Below are 19776 nucleotides of genomic sequence, written 5' to 3'. Positions count from 1 at the left end.
GAAAATAGGTCTTGAGGATAGTGAGAGATGAATATATATTCTAGAAAACAAATGGGGTGGGAATTTGGAAATTCAAGAAACCATTGCAGTTGTGACAGGCGGGGCTTCTGGTCTGGGAGCTGCGACAGTAAGAAACATCATTAAAAAAGGTGGAAAAGCGGTCATATTTGACCTCTCGGAAGAAAACGGCACTAAAATGGCTCAGGAATTGGGAGATTCAGTGCTGTTTATTAAAACGGATGTAACTAGTGAGGAAAGCGTATCGGTAGCATTGGATGAAGGAATGAAAAAATTCGGGAGCATCAATACGGTCATCAACTGTGCAGGCATTGCGATTGCAGAGAAGGTCATAGGCAGAAAAGGTATACATAAATTGAAAGCGTTCTCAAGTGTCGTGCAGATCAATTTGATCGGTACGTTTAACGTAATCCGGCTTACGGCGGAAAAAATGGTCGAAAATGAACCGAACCAAGAGGGGGAGCGTGGAGTCATTATCAATACAGCTTCGGTAGCTGCCTTTGAAGGACAAATCGGACAAGCCGCATATAGTGCTTCTAAGGGGGGGATTGTTGCTATGACTTTGCCGATCGCAAGGGAACTTGCCACTAAAGGGATACGTGTCGTATCGATTGCACCCGGTCTATTCCATACTCCGATGTTCGATTCATTGCCTGAAGAAGCTAGGACGTCATTAGGTAAAACCGTGCCATTCCCACCAAGGCTCGGGTATCCCGAAGAGTACGCTAAACTAACGGAAAGCATCATAACGAATCCAATGCTGAATGGGGAAACCATCAGACTTGATGGGGCCATTAGAATGTCCCCCAGGTAAGTTGTTAATTCCTTCAGGCAATCCATTGTAAATCTGGAAAAAGAGCCTCCGACAAAGAAAAGGAGAGGAGAGAAAACAGATGAAGCATCCATACCTAAGTGACGATCATGAAATTTTCCGTAAGTCATTCCGAAAGTTTTTAGAGAAAGAAGCAGTTCCCAACTATGAACGATGGGAAGAAGAGAGGATCATTCCCCGGTCATTCTGGGTGAAGATGGGGGAACAGGGTTTTTTATGTCCGGACCTTGGCGAAGATTATGGGGGGGCCGGGGTAGATTGGGGCTTTGCTGTCATAATTAATGAAGAATTGGAAAGAGTCGGTTCTGGTTTCATTGGTTTCGGACTTCACAGTGACATCACCGTTCCGTATATTTCCGCATACGGAAATGAGTCGCAGAAACAGCGCTGGCTTCCTAAATGTACGACAGGGGAAATCATTACAGCCATTGCCATGACAGAGCCTGGCACAGGTTCGGATTTGGCCAATATTAAAACGACTGCCATTTTGGATGGAGATCATTACATAATAAATGGCCAAAAGACATTCATCACAAATGGCATTCATTCGGATTTGGTCATCGTTGCCTGTAAAACGGATCCAAGCGCCGTTCCGAAACATAAAGGCGTTAGCTTAGTCGTGGTCGAAAGGGATACACCCGGATTTTCCAGGGGGCGAAAACTGAAGAAACTTGGCTTGCACTGTCAGGATACAGCAGAACTCATCTTCGAGGATTGCCGTGTTCCAAAGGAAAACCTGCTTGGTGAAGAAGGCAAGGGGTTTACTTACTTAATGGAAAAACTGCAGCAGGAACGTCTTGTGGTGGCAATTTGTGCTCAAACCGCATCAGAGGATATGCTGGCCGATACGATTGAGTACGTGAAGGGCAGGGAAGCGTTCGGAAAATCCATAAGTCAGTTTCAAAATACTCAATTCAAAATCGCGGAAATGGCTACGGAAATCAAAATGGGGCGTGCCTTCCTAGATCAATTGATAGCCAAGCATATGGCTGGTGAACAGGTTGTAACAGAAGTTTCGATGGCAAAATGGCGTTTGACGGAGACTGCCAGAAAAATATCCATTGAATGCATGCAGCTCCATGGCGGCTATGGATTTATGGAGGAATACAAGATTGCCAGAAGGTATCGGGATGTTCCGGTAGCAAGCATCTATGCCGGGACAAATGAAATCATGAAGAAAATCATCGCTAAGAATCTGGGTCTATAAAAAAAGGATGAGAAGGGGAGAGAGTATATGCGGGAAGTGGTTATCGTTGAAGGGATCCGCACGCCAGTAGGCAGAAGGAACGGTGTCTTGAAAGACGTTCGCCCTGATGATCTGGCAGGGGAAGTATTGAAGAAGCTGATTGAAAAGGCGGGCATCGATCCGGCTATTGTCGATGATGTCATTTTAGGTTGTGTTTCACAGTCGGGCGAACAGGCCGGTGATATAGCAAGGGTTGCTGCACTGATTGCCGGATTTCCGATTGAAGTGCCGGGAACGACGATTGATCGTCAATGCGGATCAAGTCAGCAGGCAGTCCATTTCGCTTCCCAGGCCATCTTGTCAGGTGATATGGATGTGGTAGTGGCCGGTGGTGTGGAAAACATGTCACGAGTTCCCATGGGGTCTAATTATCAAGGTGCTGTAACAAGCCAAAAGTATTTGGACTCGTATGAGGTGATCAACCAAGGTTTGTCAGCTGAGAGAATTGCCGATAAGTGGGGAATAACACGGGAAGATTGTGATCAGTTTTCCGTTGAGAGTCATGCCAAGGCAATACGTGCTCAAAAAGAAGGACATTTTATCCGTGAAATGATATCAGTAACGGGTACTGATAAAGAAGGAAATCAAATCGAAGTTATGGAAGATCAAGGCCCAAGGAGTGGAACTACGCTTGAAGTACTTGCTGGATTGAAACCGGTTTTTCAAGTAGGCGGTTTAATCCATGCAGGAAACTCAAGTCAGATCAGTGACGGTGCTGCCGCTTTATTATTGATGGAACGCAGTAAAGCCGAAGAACTTGGATTGAAACCGCGCTTTAAAGTGCATACACGGGTTGTTGTCGGGTCAGATCCCACCCTGATGCTTACGGGACCGATTCCCGCCACCCAAAAAGCTTTGGCAAAAGCAGGACTTACAATTGATGATATCGATATCTTTGAAGTGAATGAGGCTTTCGCCCCTGTACCGATTGCCTGGCTAAAAGAAACGGGGGCAGACCCTAAAAAGATGAATCCAAATGGCGGGGCGATTGCCTTGGGTCATCCTCTTGGCGGAAGCGGGGCCCGATTGATGGTGTCGATGATCCATGAGTTAGAAAGGACGGGCGGCCGTTATGGTCTGCAAACAATGTGTGAAGGCCACGGCATGGCAAATGCAACCATCATTGAAAGATTGGACTGAAGCCGGACTATTCATTTATGAACATTCGTAATTCGCACGAAAGTAAAAGCTGAAAAAGGGATGAAGCCGACCATCGGCAGGCTTTGCCTAAACTCTTCCTGTTGATGGTGGTTACTTGAGGAGGAACATGATATGTCAGTAACGATTAAAAATATCTTTGATCAGACGGTTCAGAAATTCCCCATTAAAGAAGCTATATACGACGTGAGAAGAAATGTCCGCTATACGTACATTCAATGGAATGAGCAGGTGAATAGGTTGGCGGCGGCCCTTCAAGCGGAAGGGGTGCGAAAAGGGGACAGGGTCTCTACGTACCTTTACAACAATGAAGAGCTTGCAACAGCATTCTTTGCCTGTGCAAAAATCGGTGCAATCTTTAACCCAATCAACTTCCGTTTAATGCCGGAAGAGTTGGCCTTCATCCTGAACGACGCTGCTCCAAAGGTCGTTTTATTCGAACACGAACTGGAAACGATCGTTGCCGCGGTTGAAAAGCGATTTCCGGAAACGGCTTTTTGGTATATTGATGATGATGTGCCTGGATATGCAAAAGGTTACCGCCAGAAAATGGCCAGTATCTCATCAAAGCCAGATGAAGTGGACGTTCACGAAGATGATATCTATGCCATCATGTATACGAGCGGGACAACCGGACGCCCAAAAGGGGTCATTCACCTTCATAAAGACATGGTCAAACAAGCCGAGATTTTAATAGAGGCCATGAAGTATGAACGCTCTGATATCGGTTTGATCACTGCACCGATGTTTCATTGTGCTGAACTGCACTGTTCCTTTTTACCTCGTATACAGGTCGGTGCCGCAAATGTCATATTACATCAGTTTAATCCCAAAAAGGTCATGGAGCTGATTGAATCCGAAGGGGTTACCAAGTTTTTTGCTGCACCTACGATGTGGAACATGCTCATCCAGGAAAAATTGGATGAGTACAAATTCCAGAGTTTGAAGCTTGGGCTTTATGGAGCAGCCCCGATGGCTCCAACACTTGTACGTGCCTGTCAGGAGAGACTCGGCATCCAGTTCATCCAAGCTTATGGAATGACTGAAATGGGTCCTGCCATCACTCTCCTATTGGAGGAAGATCAAATTAGGAAAGCGGGTTCTGCCGGCAAGGCATGTTCCGATCATGAAATCATCATTGCCCGTCCGAATGACGAAGGGCCATCGGATCCCGAGGATAGGCTGGAACCTGGGGAAACAGGGGAAATCCTTGTGAAGGGTCCGTGTATCATGAAGGGTTACTTTCAAAAAGATAGAGAGACCGAAAAGGCGCTTTACAAAGGCTGGTACCATTCCGGTGACATCGGTTTCCTGGATGAAGATGGATATCTGTGGGTCAAGGACCGGATGGACGACATGATTATTTCTGGAGGGGAAAATATTTATCCACGTGAAGTGGAAGATACACTATATGAGCACCAAGGAGTTCTCGACTGTGCAGTACTGGGACAGCCGGATGATCAATGGGGGGAAATGGTGACGGCCTTCATCGTAGCCAAAGACCCTTCGCTAGCGGAAACAGATTTAGAAACCTGGTGTAAAAACAGTGTTACACTAGCGAACTATAAACGTCCAAGAAGATATATCTTCTGTAATGAGCTGCCTCGAAACGCAAGCGGGAAGATACAAAAATTCTTGCTTCGTAAACAGTTGGAAGAAAATGTTGATGGCAAGAGTTTGGGGAACCTTCTTTAATGCCGGGGTCAGTAGCCGATACAACCACTGCAAATAAGGGGTGGAAAAGTCATATAGTATTGCTTCGCATGCGATAATACTTGGAAGGAAGAAATTTAATAAAGACCGTAAAAGATATAGATGAACTATTATATAAATAATAATCCTGTGGAACAAATCAAGTAGAGAGAATAGTTATCCACAATAAAAATGCAGCGTGATTAGCATAACATCCCATTTATCCACATAATCCACAGGGTTATCCAGAAATAACATTATTTTCATGTTAATAAGGTGAGTTATTGTACTTGTTGTTTATCAGTATTTTCAGAATATATCCACAATATGCACAGGGTTGTGGATAAGCTATGTAAATATAGAAAACATAAGGGGCTGATATACAGCCCCTTGGTTTGGTTTATCCTGCTTATTAACGGCGATTATGAGCTCGGCGGTCAGCCGCATTTGCCCGGGCTTGTGCCTCGATGTCTTCCTGGTCAGCCAGTTCGGAAGAATATTCAACGTCAAGTCCGTCACTTTTCAGGTTTTTAGGAACCTGAGGAAGTTTCTGTTTGTTCTTTTCTCGATTATGGTGTATGTTATTGCGTCCCATGTTAGCGCCCCCTAGAATACAAAATAAGCTGGAGATGAATTTTCATCTCCAGCTTATTTTGTGTTGAGTGACTGTTCAAAATGTACGGGAAAAAACTCCAAGCTTAACGACGGGATCTCTTCTCGGTAAATCCACCAGCTCGATCTGCTTTTTTAAATTCGCGGGCATAAAGAATCGCTTGGGTACTAGTTAAGTTACTTTTCTCTTTTTCGTGTTTTTTGGACAATTAGATCATCTCCATTTCACTTAATATCCCTATTTTTTCCTAAAATGATCCTTTCATACGTGAGAATCTTCTTTTAAGATATTTTGTAAAGCTTCTTTAAGGGTTGGAAAGGAGAAGGTGAATCCTACCTCTTTTAGTTTAGTGGGAAGGACATTTTGTCCTTCAAGCACAAGTATGCTCATTTCCCCCAGCAGTTTCTTGAGGAAGAAGGGAGGTACGGGTAACCAATGGGGTCGGTGCAGGACAGCTCCTATCGTTTTCCCGAATGTATCCATTTGAACGGGGTTCGGTGCCGTAAAGTTGACTGGACCTTCTATCCGTTGATCGTTCATGCAAAAGATGATTGCACGGACCACGTCATGGATATGAATCCAGGAAAGCCACTGATTCCCTTTGCCCATCTTTCCACCGCCGAGAAGTTTATAAGGGAGAACCATCATTGGCAGTGCGCCGTCTTTTTCTCCCAGAATCACCCCGAATCTTGTTAGGACCAACCTTTTACTGTAAGAGCGTGATTTAGCCGCTTCCTTTTCCCATAGCTGAACAGTACGGGCCAAGAAATCATCACCAATGGATTCAGAGGTTTCGGTAAAGGTCTCATCTTCCGAAATACCATAATATCCGATTGCACTTGCATTAATAATGACGGACACTTTATCGGGCAGTATGGAAATGATCCGGTTCATCTCTTTGGAGGCTTCGACCCTGCTCTCGACAATCCGGCGTTTTCGTTCAGGTGTCCAACGCCCGCTGTTCAGGGATTCACCAGCAAGGTTTATGAAAGCGTCAAGCCCCGCCAAGTGCTTTTCCGGCTTTGCGTCCTTGGTCAACCAGCCGATATATGTCAAATTAGTCTGTTTTTTAAATTTTTCGGGATGACGTGTCAAAATATATATATCATGATTTTCTTTTGATAATTCATCAATAAGGGCTGTGCCGACAAAACCGCTTCCACCAGCAATGGCAATTTTCATGAAAACCACTTCCTTTCCCTTTCTTTCCTTCACTTTAACATGCCCATGTTCTTTTTTCATTTTTAGACATGCTATATATAGAAATGGTAAACGTAAAGGGGTAAAGTAGGGGTGGGGGTGGATTTATGCCAAACATAACAAAAATAACAACCCAAAAGAAACGTAAAGATCGTTATAACATTTTCGTTGACGAAAAATATGCCTTCAGTGTAGATGAAGAAGTGCTATTGAAATTTCATTTGAAAAAGGGTATGGAACTTGATGACCTGATTTTGGCTGAAATACAATTCCATGATGAAATCCAAAAAGCATTTACCGATGCACTTAATTATTTATCATACCGAATGCGCTCGGAATCGGAAATTCGCCTTTACTTAAAAAAGAAGGAGACGGAAGAGCCGATCATTAAAGAAGCGATACATAAACTATACAGCTTTAACTATTTAGACGACCTTGAATTTGCCAAGGCTTACGTACGGACCCATGTGAATGGAGGCAATAAAGGGCCCACTACCCTTAAGCTCGAGCTTAAGGAAAAAGGGGTGCAAGACAAGTTGGTTGTCGAGGCATTGAAGGAATACCCCTATGATATTCAGATTGAACATTCAAGGAAACTTGCTGGAAAAGCGGTCAAAAAGGAAAAAAACATTTCCGAACGAGCTTTAAGGCTGAAAGTTGAACAAACCTTGTTACGGAAAGGTTTCCCTAGAGATGTCATCCATGAAGCACTTGAAGATGTGACGGTTGAAAAGGATGAAGATGAACAATGGGATTCTCTTTGCCACCATGCCGAAAAAATGCAACGCCGATATAAAAACCATGAAGGCTTCGAATATGAACAAAAAATGAAGCAGGCATTATACCGAAAAGGTTTTCCAATAGAATTGATTGAGCGATATCTTTCCAATCCTGATGGGGATTAAGTGCATCGATAGCCAAATCACTAAATTTTGTTTAATATAGAAGTAAATTAATATTTCATTTAAGGAGTCATTTATATGAGCGACGTAAGATACAGCAAGTTGTCCGCCTATGAACTACAACAGGAAATTGCAGCGTTGACTGAAAAAGCGAGAAAAGCAGAGCAATTGGGAATGGTTAATGAATACTCCGTATTGGAACGAAAAGTGACGATGGCCAAGGCCTATTTGTTAAATCCGGATGATTTCAAAAAAGGTGAAATATATCAAATTGACGGAGATCCCGGAGTCTATTTCAAAATTGATTATATGAACGGCGTATTCGCCTGGGGTTACCGCTTAGGTGGTAGCGGTAAGGAAGAAGCACTTCCGATTTCAATGCTGAAATAAAAAGGAACCGGGGAAGAAACCCGATTCCTTCTGGTGTACCTGTTAATTCGATCGCTCGTTTGATGCTTTCATTCTTTCTTGAGGGTGTGTATTAATACTGCCATCTGCACGCTTTGAAGCATATCTTGCCTTTGCACGAGGCTCGCCTTGGAATTTATTATTGTTTTGGTTGGGGAATCCTTTTTGTTTATTTCGCAAATTTTTCTCCTCCAAGCATCAGATTAAAGAAAGAAGCGTTTCCGCTTACAACTAGTATGGGTATGGGACAGTATAGTTCATTCTGTAAAAATATTGGCAATGAGGTGGTTCTAATGAATGATTACCATGAAAGATTAACCAAGATACTGCTTGAGAAAAATGAACACATCACGTATGAGCAAGCTTTGACTTGGGTGGAATTATTATGGGAAGATTTCGAAGCGACCTATGCAAAGGCTGGGCATGAATATGCCGGAGAAGAAATGACATCGCGCGTTGTAAGGACCTGGATTGATAACTACGGTGAGCAATTCCACGAATTCATTGCAGAGAACCCTAAATATCGACAGTTATTAAATCAGCAGAATCGACTGCATTAAAAAAGCTGATTCCAGAGGGGTTCCCTGGAATCAGCTCTTTTTCAATATACAGCGACTACAAAATAATATTCAATTTCTTCTGCAGTTTCGCTTCGCTGAAGATCCAGCCGGTATAAGAATTCAAGATATTCAATTCGCTGTCTAAATGGACCACTGCCACAAACGGGTAATATCCATTGCTTCGGTATCTTAAATCGATAAAACGGACTTCATAATATTCTTTTATCTGTTCAATTTCAAAGCGGTAAACCGGGGAAAAGGACAGAAAGGCTGCCAAGTTGATATCCTTCTTGGCGGCTTCGAGAATTTCACTTTCAGGTAAGGGCACTCGATCGAACGTATCAAGAATCGTCACATATCCATTATCGGCTCGTGCCACATAATAATTCTTTTCGGTAATAACCGCAATTTTCCAGCGGTGAAAACGCATGGTCGGTGATAAAAGAATTTTCCTTGCTCCAGGAATTTGCCGTTTGACCACTTTTTTTATAAAAGCTTGTTCCCTGAATCTGGAAATGTAGTAAATGACGAGTATTCCGTAAATGGAAAGAAATAAATAGCCTGGAGGAAATCCAAAGCCCCATAATATCAGGCCGGCAACATGTATTCCAAAAATGAACGGATCAAATGTATTGATGACCCCTAAAGCTACCCACTTTGATGAAATTGGTCTAAGAGCCTGGGTCCCATAAGCATTGAATATATCCACGAATACATGAAGGAATACAGCTAAAAAGGTCCAAAGCCAAAGATGAAGGTAATTTGCTTCAGGTATGATGGCGAAAAGTGCTCCGCTGATAATCAAGGGCCAAAGTAAAACAGCGGGAATGGAATGCGTGATTCCACGATGATTTCGAATATATACAGCGTTATTCCTTAATTTTAAAACCGTGTCAATGTCTGGAGCTTGTGATCCCAATATTGTACCTGCTATGACTGCACTTGCAGTGACTGGGCTCTGCGCAATGACAGGATCTAATGTGGCAAGACCTCCAAGAGCAATTCCCATGACAAAGTGAGTACCTGTATCCAAAAAACTAACCTCCCTGCCACAATTTGAAAAAAATGGTCTTCTCTCATCATACCGTATTTATATATTAACCATCAAATGAATAAAATTTTTACTTTTTTTCGTGCCCGTTACAAATAAATGGATATGAACATGATATTAAAAAAAGAATGACCTACTATAGGTATTCCCATTTTTGATAAGAGTTTAACATCTTTGGAGGAACTGATGTGAAAGAAATAACGATCCCGACAATAGAAAAAATAAAAATCGAAGAATTTCAAAAAGATTTGGTTTCCTGGTTTCTTGAAGAACAAAGAGAATTGCCATGGAGGGAAAATAAGGATCCATACCGTGTTTGGGTTTCTGAAATAATGCTGCAGCAAACGAGAGTGGACACGGTGATTCCTTATTTCAACCGATTTGTGGAATGGTTCCCAACACTCGAGGATTTTGCCAATGCCGATGAAGAGAAAATCCTAAAAGCATGGGAAGGGCTGGGATATTACTCACGTGTAAGGAATCTGCATAGTGCCGTTCAGGTAGTGAAGGCATCCTATAATGGAATCGTACCGGATGATCCCGAGGAAATTTCAAAATTGAAAGGTGTCGGCCCTTATACAGCTGGTGCGATTCTTAGTATCGCATACGGCAAGCCTGAGCCAGCTGTTGATGGAAACGTCATGCGTGTTTTATCAAGGATATTGATGATATATGAAGACATAGCAAAGCCAAAGACAAGAAAAACATTCGAGGCTGCCGTCAGAAGGCTGATCGATCATGAACATACCTCTGCCTTCAATCAAGCCTTGATGGAACTTGGAGCATTAATCTGCACACCAGGTAAGCCAGCCTGCCTATTATGTCCCGTTCAAAGTCATTGTCTAGCATTTGAATCCGGGGTTCAGTCGGAATTGCCGGTGAAAATCCAAAAGAAAAAAACGCGGGATGTACCAATTGTAGCGGCCGTTTTAACGAATGAAAAAGGTGAATTTTTAATTCACAAGCGAGCATCAGAAGGATTGCTTGCAAATCTTTGGGAATATCCGAACTTCGAAAACCATTCATCCCTTTTGCATAAGCGCGATTTCTTCGAGAGTCGGTTTCAGGAAATGTATGGCGTCAAACCTGAAATCACTGAATCACTTGTGAGAATTGAACATGTTTTCTCACATCTCGTTTGGAAAGTGGACACATATATCGGAGTGGTCAAAGAGGCCATCAGTGAAGAGACACTTAGAGAACAGCAACTTAAGTGGGTGAGTGAAGCAGAGATGGAGGAGTTGGCATTTCCGGTTTCCCACCAAAAAATGATGAAGGCGTATAAAGAAAAAGAACGTATTGAATAAAGGCTCTCATTTGGTTATGTGGGGGGCATGGAAATGAGGATAGTCATTCAAGCATTCATGGGTTCAATCATCATTCATGCTTTATATTTTGGGAGTGCGGTAATGGTGGGGTCCATAAAAACGAGCCGATATAAACCGAACATTGAAAATGCATGGGAACAAGCAGGGGCGCTCCAGAATGAAGCGGTATTCGGTAAGGTAATTTCACCTTCTTTATATTCGTTAACATTCTTGGGGACAGCCCTGATTTGCGCAATGGCTATAACGTCTTATAATAAAATTGTGATTAAAAAAAGGCGCTAGTGATATTGGGAGCATGAAAGAGGATATCCACTAAGATATCCTCTTCCTTTTGTTGATTTTCAAAGCCATATCCGTATAGAATCAATCGTAAAGGGTTTTCGTTCCATGAGTATAATCGGCTTCTTGCCTGTTAAGTCCGCCTCTATTTTCAATTTCTTTGACGATTTCGCTATGGATACTCTGTCCTTCTTGGTTTAAATAAGGTACCATTTGTTGAAGGGAGTGATGAAAATAGGCAAGTTCGCTATTTTCCCAATCCGATTTTTTCATCATCGACAACTTTGTCATATCACGTCCAACATACATAACAGTAACACTCCTTAAAAAATGATTTTAATACTCGGTGTTTACTCAGAAAGGATGAATAAACGAATGGAACAAAAAGTGGCACTCGTTACAGGTAGCAGTAAAGGTTTAGGCAGAAGCACGGCAATAAAGCTTGCAGAGGAAGGTTACGACCTCGTTATTAATTATGCCCGGAGCAAGTCAAAAGCATTAGAAGTAGCAGCCGAAATTGAAGCGTTAGGGCGTAAAGCTCTTGTAGTTAAGGCAAATGTCGGTGACGTTGCGAAAGTGAAAAGCATGTTCGCGGAAATCGATGCTTATTATGGACGTTTGGATATTTTCATCAATAATGCAGCTTCAGGAGTGCAGCGTCCGTTGATGGAGTTGGAGGAATCCCATTGGAACTGGACCATGGACATCAATACAAAAGCCCTCCTTTTCTGTGCACAGGAAGCGGCGAAATTAATGGAGAGGAACGGCGGGGGGAAAATCGTCAGCATCAGTTCACTAGGGTCCATTCGCTATTTGAAAAATTATACAGCTGTTGGAGTTTCCAAAGCTGCGCTTGAAGCCCTGACAAGATATTTAGCGGTCGAATTGGCTGCAAAAAATATTTGTGTCAATGCCGTTTCAGGCGGTGTGATCGATACAGATGCCCTGAAGTCTTTCCCGAATCGGGATGAAATGCTTGCCGAGGCGGCAGAACAGACTCCGGCTGGACGGATGGTCGAGGTGGAAGATATGGTGAATACCATCCTGTTTTTAATTTCCGATGGAGCGAGAATGATTCGTGGACAAACCGTAATAGTTGATGGAGGCATTTCATTGCTTGTTTAATGTAACTGGAAAAATTTAAATGTTATTAGTTGGATAACACTCCTGGATAATGGTTATCTTATTATCGTGGAGGTGATATCAATGGCTAAAAACATGAATAAATCACAAGCAGGTACTAATGTTCAACAAGTGAGACAACAAAACGCGCAATCTCAACAAGGTCAAGGCCAATTCGGTACAGAATTTGCTTCTGAAACTAACGTTCAAGAAGTGAAACAACAAAACGCGCAATCTCAGCAAAAAAAAGGTCAAGGTCAAGCACAAGGCCAATACGGTACAGAGTTTGCTTCTGAAACTAACGTTCAAGAAGTGAAACAACAAAACCAAAAATCTCAAAGCAATAAAAGCCAAGGCTAATCGCCGATGAAAAGCATCCTTCTTTATGAAGGGTGCTTTTTTTTGCCTTTCATTGGATTCGACAAATGTTTCGTTGTGTTTACATTTTATGTCAAAGGAAAAAACGGATAAAAATAGAATATACATACTATAGAAAAAATACAGATTAGGAAGGTGCATTCATGGAGGAATTTAACCGGCTTATAAACAACCAGTTGAAAACGATGGATAAGCTTTTACTTTTACAATCCGAAATCGAAAGATGCCAAGATATAGAGAAGCAACTCCTTGCCCTGGAAGAGGAGAGTGAAGCAGTCACCATTCAGGAAGATATTCAACTCAAAAAGCAGGAATTGAAAAGTATCCATGATATGTTCGAGAAGCAAACGGAAGAAGTCATCCGTTATTTTCAGCAAGGACAGGCTGCCATACGATGAATAACCGGCTAATTTCTTAGTTAAAATGGGTGGATGGTCAGACTTTTTCGACTTATTTACACATTTTCACTGGGAGATTAGCCACTTTTGTTTTAAATTTATGAATAAATCGCTATAATATAGGAATATAGGGTAAATGGAAAAAAGTATATATTTTTAAATACACACAACAACTGCAAACGGAATAGGGCACAGTACGCTGTCAGGGTGTCTATAGAAAGTAGGGAGAGATAAATGGGGATTGTTCCTGCCGAAGGAGGAAAAATCCAAATCCATAGCTATAAACATAATGGACATATCCATCGTATCTGGGAAGAAACGACCGTTTTAAAAGGGACCCAAAATCTGGTGATAGCAGCGAATGACCGTACTATGGTAACGGAATCAGATGGAAGGACCTGGATTACGAGAGAGCCGGCGATTTGCTATTTTCATTCAAAGTATTGGTTTAATGTTATTGGTATGTTGAGAGAGGACGGGGTTTATTATTATTGCAATATCAGTTCGCCGTTCACATACGAATCGGGAGCATTGAAATACATTGACTATGACCTGGACATTAAAGTATTCCCAGATATGACGTTTAATTTGCTGGATGAGGATGAATATGAAAGGCATCGGAAAGAAATGAATTACCCGGATGCCATCGATTCAATATTGAAACAGAACGTAGACTATTTGATTTATATGATACGCCAGCGAAAAGGACCATTCTCCGCAGAGTTTATTGATAGTTGGTATGAACGCTTTTTAACCTATCGATGATAGAAAAGGCCTGCTGCATAATTGGCAGGCTTTTTCATTATGTATCGTGCCTACACATCTGATTCAATCTTTCAAGTATGCAGGAACCATTAAACCTCCTATAAATGTTTATGAAAGTTAGTGAATGAAAATCCTTTTGATAGTTAATCATCGAAAAGGAAAATATAATTGCATATAAGATATAAGATTCCAAATTGACTGTTATGGACTATTTTTATCATTTGGATTTAATGATTCAGAAAAGGAGGAAATCCGTGGGGAGCATTAAGAGATATTTGCAATTCGTCAAACCATATAAATGGCAGATAATCGGGACGGTACTGATTGGATTGCTAAAGTTCGCGATTCCGCTTTTGCTTCCATTGCTCAGTAAGTATATAGTGGATGACATCATCGGAAATGGTGACCTGTCCAAAGCCGTGAAGTCCGAACGCCTTTTATGGGCAATGGCCATCATGATATTCATTTTCGTTGCAGTCAGACCGCCGATTGAGTATTACCGTCAATATTTCGCTCAATGGACCGGAACGAAAATCTTATATGATATTCGTAATGATTTATTTACTCATATACAGAAACTGAGTTTTAAATATTATTCCAATACAAGGGTGGGCGAGGTCATTTCAAGGATGATCACGGATGTGGAACAAACGAAGAACTTTGTCATCACCGGTCTGATGAACCTTTGGCTCGATATCGCAACGATCATCATAGTGATAATCATCATGTTTACGATGGACGTGAAGTTAACCATTGTATCCATCATCATGCTTCCATTTTACGCATTTTCGATTAAGCATTTCTTCGGCAAGCTGAGAACCTATACAAGGATTCGGTCCCAAGCGTTAGCGGATGTACAGAGTCACCTTCATGAACGGGTTTCAGGGATGTCAGTCATCAAAAGCTTTGCGATAGAGGACAGGGAACAGGAATTGTTTGCGAAGCAGAACAAGAATTTCCTCGATAAGGCCCTAAAGCATACGAGCTGGAATGCTAAGTCATTTGCTGTCGTGAATACGATCACGGATATTGCCCCCCTGCTCGTGATAGGCTTTGCCGGCTATCAGGTCATTCATGAACAATTGTCACTGGGTACCATGGTTGCTTTCGTCGGTTTCATAGACCGGCTATATAATCCCCTTAGACGTTTAGTTAACTCTTCGACGACAATGACACAGACATTGGCGTCCATGGACAGGGTTTTTGAGTTTGTGGATGAGAAGTATGATATCGATGACGAACCAGGAGCGAAAGAGCTGAAGCATGTGGATGGCCGAATAACCTTTCAGGATGTATCGTTTGCTTATGACGAGAAAGAGGCACCCGTTTTGAAACATATAAATTTGGATGTTAAACCAGGGGAAACCATTGCACTTGTCGGGATGAGCGGCGGCGGGAAATCCTCCATCGTCAGTTTGATTTCCCGTTTCTATGATGTAACGGAGGGAAGGGTATTATTGGATGGGACGGATATCCGTAAATATCAAGTCCGCAGCCTAAGAGATAAAATAGGAATGGTTCTACAGGATAATATCTTATTTAGTGAATCGGTTAAGGCCAACATCCTTATGGGACGGCCTGATGCAACTGATGAAGAAGTATTTGAAGCGGCAAAGGCGGCGAATGCCCATGACTTCATCATGGGTTTAAAAGAAGGATATGAAACGAAAGTCGGGGAGCGGGGAGTTAAATTATCCGGAGGCCAAAAGCAACGGGTGGCCATTGCGAGGGTATTTTTGAAAAACCCGCCAATCCTTGTTCTCGACGAAGCCACATCCGCATTGGATTTGGAAAGTGAACACTATATACAGGAGGCGCTGGATATTTTGGCGAAAAACCGGACCACCATCATCGTGGCCCATCGGCTATCAACCATCACCCATGCCGATCGGATCGTTCATATCGATAATGGGGAAATTACGGAAATGGGAACACACGAAGAACTTATGAAAAAGCAAGGGCATTACTACAACCTATTTCAAGTGCAACAATTGGATGCTTAAGGAGAAAAGGAAAAACAATATACAAAAGAAGACCATTCCGCTAACGGGAATGGTCTTTCTTATTCTTATCCGAACCGTTGGATAAACGTTATGAAATCCTTTTTTCATGCAGCGTTTTTTTTCTGTCAGGAAGGAATTGCGGCAGATGCTTTATTCCCTCAGGCAAGGCGATGCCGAAGATGATCAAGCACATCCCGAACCATTGCAGTGACGTAACTTGTTCATTCAAGAAGATGACGGAAACGACCATCGCTGAAGGCAGCTCTGCCGCACAAAGAATCGTTCCAAGCCCGACACCCACTTTCGGCAAACTGACAGCAAAGAAAAAGAAAGGAACAAGAACACCCAACGTCCCGAGCAACAATCCGTAGTACCAGAGGTTCGTTTGGACAAGGTTCGTAACAAGTGTGACGGGGTTTGTCGTGAACACAGCAGTGAGCATTGCACCTGTTGCAATGTAAAACAACCGTTTCATGGAAGATTCCCCAACTGCGAATTGAGAGTTGCAAAACATATAAAGAGCAAAAAGCAGCGCAGATAATAATCCGAACAGTACACCTTTTAGGCTTAATGCAGAGAGCGGCTGACCAAAAATCGCCCCTGCAAATAATGTACCGATGAAGAGAACGAAAATGGCAATGAGTTTATTTTTATCCGGGCGTCTTTTATTTAAGAAACTTTCGATAAGGACGCCTATCCAGGTAAATTGAAATAAAAAGACAACGGCTATCGAAGCGGGAAGTTCTGATACGGAAACGGCATAGGCCTTTCCGACGAAAGTGGACATCATGCCTGTTATAAAAAGTAATCCGGCACTTTTCCATGAAACTTTATATTTAAACGAAAAAAGAAATAAAACAGATACAATCAACCAGCCGATGAGGTATTGACTGCCGACCAGTTCACCAGAAGAATGGCCATCCATAAATCCAAACTTCATCATGGTGGATAATGTGCCATATGAGATTGAACCAATTAACACCATTAAGGAATACTTCAAAAGTTGCATGTTTTTCCCCCCTATAAAAATAAAAATCGCCACCTGCCGAATAGGCAAGTGACGAACGAAAAAAGGAAATCCTTTTAAAATTCCGTCTCTCAACAAAAGCTGAGTTTAAAAAATTGTTTGTGTTGCATTCCCTTAGCTTAAAGTCTTTCTGAATCATTGTCAACTAAAAAAATAAGTAAATCCGTCTCGTGATCGTTAAGAAAAGGCGGCAATGATCCCTTTCATGACATATAAAAACAAAACCCCCCCCAAAAGGCAAATATGCCAAAGAGGGAGCTGGATTTCAATCACGATTCTGTTGGAAATCTTCCAATGAACCACGGTATTCTTCGTCTTTCATTTTACGAAGGTTAGGCTTTTTTTCTACAGCTGGCTCATCGTTTGGCTTTTGATTGTGAAGCTTGGAAAGCGCCAAACGATAATCCTGATCTTTCATTTTCAATTCATCATTGTCTGTCGGGACGATGATTTCGGTAACAGAATCATCATTTGAAGAGGGAGCGGACTCTTCAAACGAGTTCGCTTCCTCGACAACCGGCTTATCTTCAGGTGATAAGGCTTTGACATTGAATGTGATCAAGCACGTAACCGCTAAAATGGCAACGATGATAATTAGAATGATGCCCATTGAATCAAGCCTCCTAGAGCTCGTTTATGAATGAACGGGTGACATGGGCTACCCGTTTTCCTAATGCTTCTCCAAGCTGCAAGTCATTTTTGGTGATGTTGTCATCCACACCGGGCGGGCAGCTTATTCCTACACCATAGTAGGATCCATACAAGGCGTTTTCAGGGACAGTGCCGGGTAAGCCGACAATGATCATGCCTTGATGAAGCATAGGGGTGATTAAGTTCAACATGGTTGCCTCGAGTCCACCATGTACGGTGGCGGTCGTACAGAATACAGCCCCCACTTTATTGATTAGTGCACCTTCCGCCCATAGATATCCAAGTTTATCAATCCAAGTTTTCAAACTCGAACTGATTGTGCCGAAATGGCCCGGACAGCCCCAAATGATGGCATCCATTTCCTGAAGCTTATAAACATCAGCCTCGTTTACATGGTCAATGAGAACCTCGGCGCCAGGAACCGCAGCGGCACCGTGTGCTATTGATTCGGCAAGTGCCTTCGTATGATTGCCTTCACTATCGTATACAACATAGATCTTCATTCTTATTCCCCCATTTAGTTAAACCGATTTTTTTACAGGTGAAGGGAGCAAAGGTACATCCAATTTTTCTTGCTTAACTTGTTTGATGGCTTTGTCTTTCCGAACGTCACGTAAAAACAGTGAGAGAACGATACCGACAATTGCGAAACCAGTTGCCCAGAAGAATGCATCATTGATTCCCATTACATTTGCTTGACCCTGGATTTGGGACGAAATCAGTGACATTGCAGTTTCCTGTGCCTGCTCACTAGTTTGATTCATTGAACTCATGATGGATTGAACGATTGATTGGAAGTTCTGAACAAAGCCGGGATCACTCGTACTCATTTCCGTTCCTAAAGCCGTTCCATGGAAAGAAGCACGGGTTGTATAAATGGTCGTCACGAAGCTCGTACCGATTGCCCCGGTTACTTGTTTCAGCGTATTGCTCATCGCCGTACCATGTGTATTCAAATGCTTCGGAAGCTGATTCATCCCAGCTGTCATGATCGGCATCATCAGTAAAGCCATACCAAGTGAACGGATGGCATAGATGATGACCAAAGTCGAATAGGTCGTTTCTGTAGTCAATTTAGCGAATTCGAAGGTTGTAATAGCGGTGATCGCTAAACCAAACAATGCTAATGGACGAGGTCCGATTTTGTCGAATAAGGCTCCAGAGACGGGTGACATCACCATCATCACTAGGGCACCAGGTAACATCAATAGACCTGATTGAACAGGTGTGAATCCTCTTAGTGTCTGTAAATAAATAGGCAATAAGAAAATCCCTGTAAACATGGCAACTGTAACAATGGCCGAAATGATATTTGATAATACGAACATATCATATTTAAATACACGGAAGTCGAGCATCGGTGTATCCGATTTTAGCTGTTGAACTACAAATAGGGTGAGGAGGATAAGCCCTACGATGATGGTTCCCAGAACGATGATATCCGTCCAGCCTTTGGAACCTGCTTCACTGACACCGTATAGTAGTGAAGCAACACCTATCAAGGATAAAAAGGCGCCCATCAAATCCAATTTGATTTTCTTTGGTTCTGCTACATTCCGCATATTAAAAAAGGCAAGTGTCATGATAATCAAGCCTAATGGCACCATTGCGTAGAACATGACCCGCCAGCTATATTCCTGAATGACCCAACCTGATAAAGTCGGTCCGATGGCAGGAGCAAACATGATGGCCAGCCCAAAGATCCCCATTCCTTTCCCGCGCATTTCAGGTGGGAAGATAAAAAGAATGATCGTCATGACCAATGGCTGCAAGATCCCGCCGCCAGCAGCCTGAATCAATCGACCTGTAAGGATGACCGGGAAATTTGGTGAGATGCCGCAGATGAAGGTCCCAACCGTGAATAAAAACATGGCAGTAAGGAATAACATCCGCGTGCCAAACCGTTCTATTAAAAAAGCGGAAAGTGGAATCAAAGCTCCATTTACGAGCATGAAACCAGTTGATAACCATTGAATCGTAGTCGCAGCTACATTAAATTCAGCCATCATCCTTGGCATGGCGACACTGAGCAAGGTTTGATTCAAAATGACCATGAACAAACCTAGCATTAAGATAATTAACATGGGGGCAAACTGTTTCATTCCCTTGTTTTCGTTTACTGAGATTGTTTGAGAAGCCATTTAA

The 19776-nt window shown here is 42.5% G+C and carries 24 protein-coding genes; 14 read left to right on the top strand and 10 right to left on the bottom strand.

The genetic code is table 11. From position 1 onward, the window contains the following. Positions 1 to 64 precede the first annotated feature (64 nt). The 4 genes from J7J00_RS03655 to J7J00_RS03640 all read left to right on the top strand — a co-directional run bounded on the left by J7J00_RS03655 (position 65) and on the right by J7J00_RS03640 (position 4949). Complete coding sequence (locus J7J00_RS03655) at positions 65 to 832, top strand: 3-hydroxyacyl-CoA dehydrogenase (protein WP_214787529.1); 768 nt, start codon at positions 65 to 67, stop codon at positions 830 to 832. Positions 833 to 911: 79 nt separating this feature from the next. Beyond that, positions 912 to 2057 carry an acyl-CoA dehydrogenase family protein gene (locus J7J00_RS03650; protein ID WP_214787527.1) on the top strand — a complete coding sequence of 382 codons (1146 nt, stop codon included), beginning with the start codon at positions 912 to 914 and terminating at the stop codon, positions 2055 to 2057. Between the two features lie 27 nt (positions 2058 to 2084). Beyond that, positions 2085 to 3236, top strand: coding sequence for a thiolase family protein (locus tag J7J00_RS03645; protein ID WP_214787525.1), 1152 nt, complete (start codon positions 2085 to 2087; stop codon positions 3234 to 3236). A gap of 132 nt (positions 3237 to 3368) precedes the next feature. Further along, positions 3369 to 4949, top strand: coding sequence for a fatty acid--CoA ligase (locus J7J00_RS03640; RefSeq protein WP_214787523.1), 1581 nt, complete (start codon positions 3369 to 3371; stop codon positions 4947 to 4949). 409 nt (positions 4950 to 5358) lie between these two features. On the opposite strand, the gene J7J00_RS03635 is transcribed toward J7J00_RS03640, so the two are convergent. From J7J00_RS03635 to J7J00_RS03625, 3 genes are all read right to left on the bottom strand, one after another. Further along, a complete protein-coding gene (locus J7J00_RS03635) occupies positions 5359 to 5541 on the bottom strand; it encodes a YfhD family protein (protein WP_214787521.1) in 183 nt (60 codons plus the stop codon). A gap of 103 nt (positions 5542 to 5644) precedes the next feature. Then, positions 5645 to 5767, bottom strand: coding sequence for a YfhE family protein (locus J7J00_RS03630; protein WP_214787519.1), 123 nt, complete (start codon positions 5765 to 5767; stop codon positions 5645 to 5647). 53 nt (positions 5768 to 5820) lie between these two features. After that, complete coding sequence (locus J7J00_RS03625; protein WP_214788234.1) at positions 5821 to 6741, bottom strand: TIGR01777 family oxidoreductase; 921 nt, start codon at positions 6739 to 6741, stop codon at positions 5821 to 5823. Positions 6742 to 6866: 125 nt separating this feature from the next. Here J7J00_RS03625 and recX point away from each other — a divergent pair, with 125 nt between their 5' ends. Then, entirely contained in the window at positions 6867 to 7664 is a 798-nt protein-coding gene (gene recX, locus J7J00_RS03620) for a recombination regulator RecX (protein ID WP_141994498.1), read from the top strand. A 75-nt stretch (positions 7665 to 7739) separates the two neighbouring features. Then, entirely contained in the window at positions 7740 to 8051 is a 312-nt protein-coding gene (locus J7J00_RS03615; protein WP_034305394.1) for a YfhH family protein, read from the top strand. Positions 8052 to 8093: 42 nt separating this feature from the next. On the opposite strand, the gene J7J00_RS03610 is transcribed toward J7J00_RS03615, so the two are convergent. Further along, positions 8094 to 8249 (bottom strand): small, acid-soluble spore protein K, encoded by a 156-nt coding sequence (locus J7J00_RS03610; RefSeq protein ID WP_034305387.1) that lies wholly within the window; start codon positions 8247 to 8249, stop codon positions 8094 to 8096. A 113-nt stretch (positions 8250 to 8362) separates the two neighbouring features. On the opposite strand from J7J00_RS03610, the gene J7J00_RS03605 reads away from it, so the two are divergent. Further along, on the top strand, positions 8363 to 8629 hold the full coding sequence (locus tag J7J00_RS03605) for a YfhJ family protein (RefSeq protein ID WP_214787517.1): 267 nt from the start codon (positions 8363 to 8365) through the stop codon (positions 8627 to 8629). A gap of 55 nt (positions 8630 to 8684) precedes the next feature. Here J7J00_RS03605 and J7J00_RS03600 read toward each other — a convergent pair whose 3' ends face one another. Beyond that, positions 8685 to 9662, bottom strand: coding sequence for a metal-dependent hydrolase (locus J7J00_RS03600; protein WP_076371135.1), 978 nt, complete (start codon positions 9660 to 9662; stop codon positions 8685 to 8687). A 206-nt stretch (positions 9663 to 9868) separates the two neighbouring features. On the opposite strand from J7J00_RS03600, the gene mutY reads away from it, so the two are divergent. Together mutY and J7J00_RS03590 are read left to right on the top strand one after the other, a co-directional pair. Next, positions 9869 to 10987: an A/G-specific adenine glycosylase gene (gene mutY, locus J7J00_RS03595; RefSeq protein WP_214787515.1), complete on the top strand. Its 1119-nt coding sequence runs from the start codon at positions 9869 to 9871 to the stop codon at positions 10985 to 10987. A gap of 33 nt (positions 10988 to 11020) precedes the next feature. Continuing rightward, positions 11021 to 11290 (top strand): hypothetical protein, encoded by a 270-nt coding sequence (locus J7J00_RS03590; protein ID WP_214787513.1) that lies wholly within the window; start codon positions 11021 to 11023, stop codon positions 11288 to 11290. An 81-nt stretch (positions 11291 to 11371) separates the two neighbouring features. Here J7J00_RS03590 and J7J00_RS03585 read toward each other — a convergent pair whose 3' ends face one another. Continuing rightward, positions 11372 to 11596 carry a hypothetical protein gene (locus J7J00_RS03585; RefSeq protein WP_214787511.1) on the bottom strand — a complete coding sequence of 75 codons (225 nt, stop codon included), beginning with the start codon at positions 11594 to 11596 and terminating at the stop codon, positions 11372 to 11374. A gap of 66 nt (positions 11597 to 11662) precedes the next feature. Between J7J00_RS03585 and fabL the strand changes: the two genes are divergently transcribed. The 5 genes from fabL to J7J00_RS03560 all read left to right on the top strand — a co-directional run bounded on the left by fabL (position 11663) and on the right by J7J00_RS03560 (position 15953). Continuing rightward, on the top strand, positions 11663 to 12412 hold the full coding sequence (gene fabL / locus J7J00_RS03580; RefSeq protein ID WP_214787509.1) for an enoyl-[acyl-carrier-protein] reductase FabL: 750 nt from the start codon (positions 11663 to 11665) through the stop codon (positions 12410 to 12412). A gap of 81 nt (positions 12413 to 12493) precedes the next feature. Beyond that, positions 12494 to 12769: a gamma-type small acid-soluble spore protein gene (locus J7J00_RS03575; RefSeq protein WP_214787507.1), complete on the top strand. Its 276-nt coding sequence runs from the start codon at positions 12494 to 12496 to the stop codon at positions 12767 to 12769. A 161-nt stretch (positions 12770 to 12930) separates the two neighbouring features. After that, on the top strand, positions 12931 to 13185 hold the full coding sequence (locus tag J7J00_RS03570; RefSeq protein WP_098370614.1) for a YgaB family protein: 255 nt from the start codon (positions 12931 to 12933) through the stop codon (positions 13183 to 13185). Positions 13186 to 13419: 234 nt separating this feature from the next. Continuing rightward, entirely contained in the window at positions 13420 to 13950 is a 531-nt protein-coding gene (gene ntdP / locus J7J00_RS03565; protein WP_063234823.1) for a nucleoside tri-diphosphate phosphatase, read from the top strand. A 254-nt stretch (positions 13951 to 14204) separates the two neighbouring features. Then, positions 14205 to 15953 carry an ABC transporter ATP-binding protein gene (locus J7J00_RS03560; RefSeq protein WP_309487130.1) on the top strand — a complete coding sequence of 583 codons (1749 nt, stop codon included), beginning with the start codon at positions 14205 to 14207 and terminating at the stop codon, positions 15951 to 15953. Positions 15954 to 16041: 88 nt separating this feature from the next. Here J7J00_RS03560 and J7J00_RS03555 read toward each other — a convergent pair whose 3' ends face one another. From J7J00_RS03555 to J7J00_RS03540, 4 genes are all read right to left on the bottom strand, one after another. After that, positions 16042 to 16962, bottom strand: a complete 921-nt coding sequence (locus tag J7J00_RS03555; protein WP_214787503.1) for an EamA family transporter — start codon at positions 16960 to 16962, stop codon at positions 16042 to 16044. A gap of 283 nt (positions 16963 to 17245) precedes the next feature. Next, complete coding sequence (locus J7J00_RS03550) at positions 17246 to 17590, bottom strand: hypothetical protein (protein WP_214787501.1); 345 nt, start codon at positions 17588 to 17590, stop codon at positions 17246 to 17248. Positions 17591 to 17603: 13 nt separating this feature from the next. Continuing rightward, positions 17604 to 18134: an NAD(P)H-dependent oxidoreductase gene (locus J7J00_RS03545; RefSeq protein ID WP_214787499.1), complete on the bottom strand. Its 531-nt coding sequence runs from the start codon at positions 18132 to 18134 to the stop codon at positions 17604 to 17606. An 18-nt stretch (positions 18135 to 18152) separates the two neighbouring features. Further along, the gene (locus J7J00_RS03540) at positions 18153 to 19772 is read right to left on the bottom strand and encodes a DHA2 family efflux MFS transporter permease subunit (RefSeq protein WP_214787497.1); all 1620 of its coding nucleotides are present in this window, start codon (positions 19770 to 19772) and stop codon (positions 18153 to 18155) included. Between the last annotated feature and the right edge of the window lie 4 nt (positions 19773 to 19776).

The organism is Bacillus sp. ISL-4 (genome assembly GCF_018613275.1).
GTDB classification, from domain to species: Bacteria; Bacillota; Bacilli; order Bacillales; family DSM-1321; genus Peribacillus; species Peribacillus simplex_E.
Note: the sequence above shows the minus strand (reverse complement) of the source record. Positions and strands in the feature narration are given on the sequence as shown.

Bases quoted from the DNA above. Each gene is read 5' to 3' on its own strand.
- J7J00_RS03650 (WP_214787527.1), top strand. From the start codon at position 912: ATGAAGCATCCATACCTAAGTGACGATCATGAAATTTTCCGTAAGTCA.
- J7J00_RS03645 (WP_214787525.1), top strand. From the start codon at position 2,085: ATGCGGGAAGTGGTTATCGTTGAAGGGATCCGCACGCCAGTAGGCAGA.
- J7J00_RS03640 (WP_214787523.1), top strand. From the start codon at position 3,369: ATGTCAGTAACGATTAAAAATATCTTTGATCAGACGGTTCAGAAATTC.
- J7J00_RS03635 (WP_214787521.1), bottom strand. From the start codon at position 5,541: ATGGGACGCAATAACATACACCATAATCGAGAAAAGAACAAACAGAAA.
- J7J00_RS03625 (WP_214788234.1), bottom strand. From the start codon at position 6,741: ATGAAAATTGCCATTGCTGGTGGAAGCGGTTTTGTCGGCACAGCCCTT.
- recX (WP_141994498.1), top strand. From the start codon at position 6,867: ATGCCAAACATAACAAAAATAACAACCCAAAAGAAACGTAAAGATCGT.
- J7J00_RS03615 (WP_034305394.1), top strand. From the start codon at position 7,740: ATGAGCGACGTAAGATACAGCAAGTTGTCCGCCTATGAACTACAACAG.
- J7J00_RS03605 (WP_214787517.1), top strand. From the start codon at position 8,363: ATGAATGATTACCATGAAAGATTAACCAAGATACTGCTTGAGAAAAAT.
- J7J00_RS03590 (WP_214787513.1), top strand. From the start codon at position 11,021: ATGAGGATAGTCATTCAAGCATTCATGGGTTCAATCATCATTCATGCT.
- J7J00_RS03585 (WP_214787511.1), bottom strand. From the start codon at position 11,596: ATGTATGTTGGACGTGATATGACAAAGTTGTCGATGATGAAAAAATCG.
- fabL (WP_214787509.1), top strand. From the start codon at position 11,663: ATGGAACAAAAAGTGGCACTCGTTACAGGTAGCAGTAAAGGTTTAGGC.
- J7J00_RS03575 (WP_214787507.1), top strand. From the start codon at position 12,494: ATGGCTAAAAACATGAATAAATCACAAGCAGGTACTAATGTTCAACAA.
- J7J00_RS03570 (WP_098370614.1), top strand. From the start codon at position 12,931: ATGGAGGAATTTAACCGGCTTATAAACAACCAGTTGAAAACGATGGAT.
- ntdP (WP_063234823.1), top strand. From the start codon at position 13,420: ATGGGGATTGTTCCTGCCGAAGGAGGAAAAATCCAAATCCATAGCTAT.
- J7J00_RS03555 (WP_214787503.1), bottom strand. From the start codon at position 16,962: ATGCAACTTTTGAAGTATTCCTTAATGGTGTTAATTGGTTCAATCTCA.
- J7J00_RS03550 (WP_214787501.1), bottom strand. From the start codon at position 17,590: ATGGGCATCATTCTAATTATCATCGTTGCCATTTTAGCGGTTACGTGC.
- J7J00_RS03545 (WP_214787499.1), bottom strand. From the start codon at position 18,134: ATGAAGATCTATGTTGTATACGATAGTGAAGGCAATCATACGAAGGCA.
- J7J00_RS03540 (WP_214787497.1), bottom strand. From the start codon at position 19,772: ATGGCTTCTCAAACAATCTCAGTAAACGAAAACAAGGGAATGAAACAG.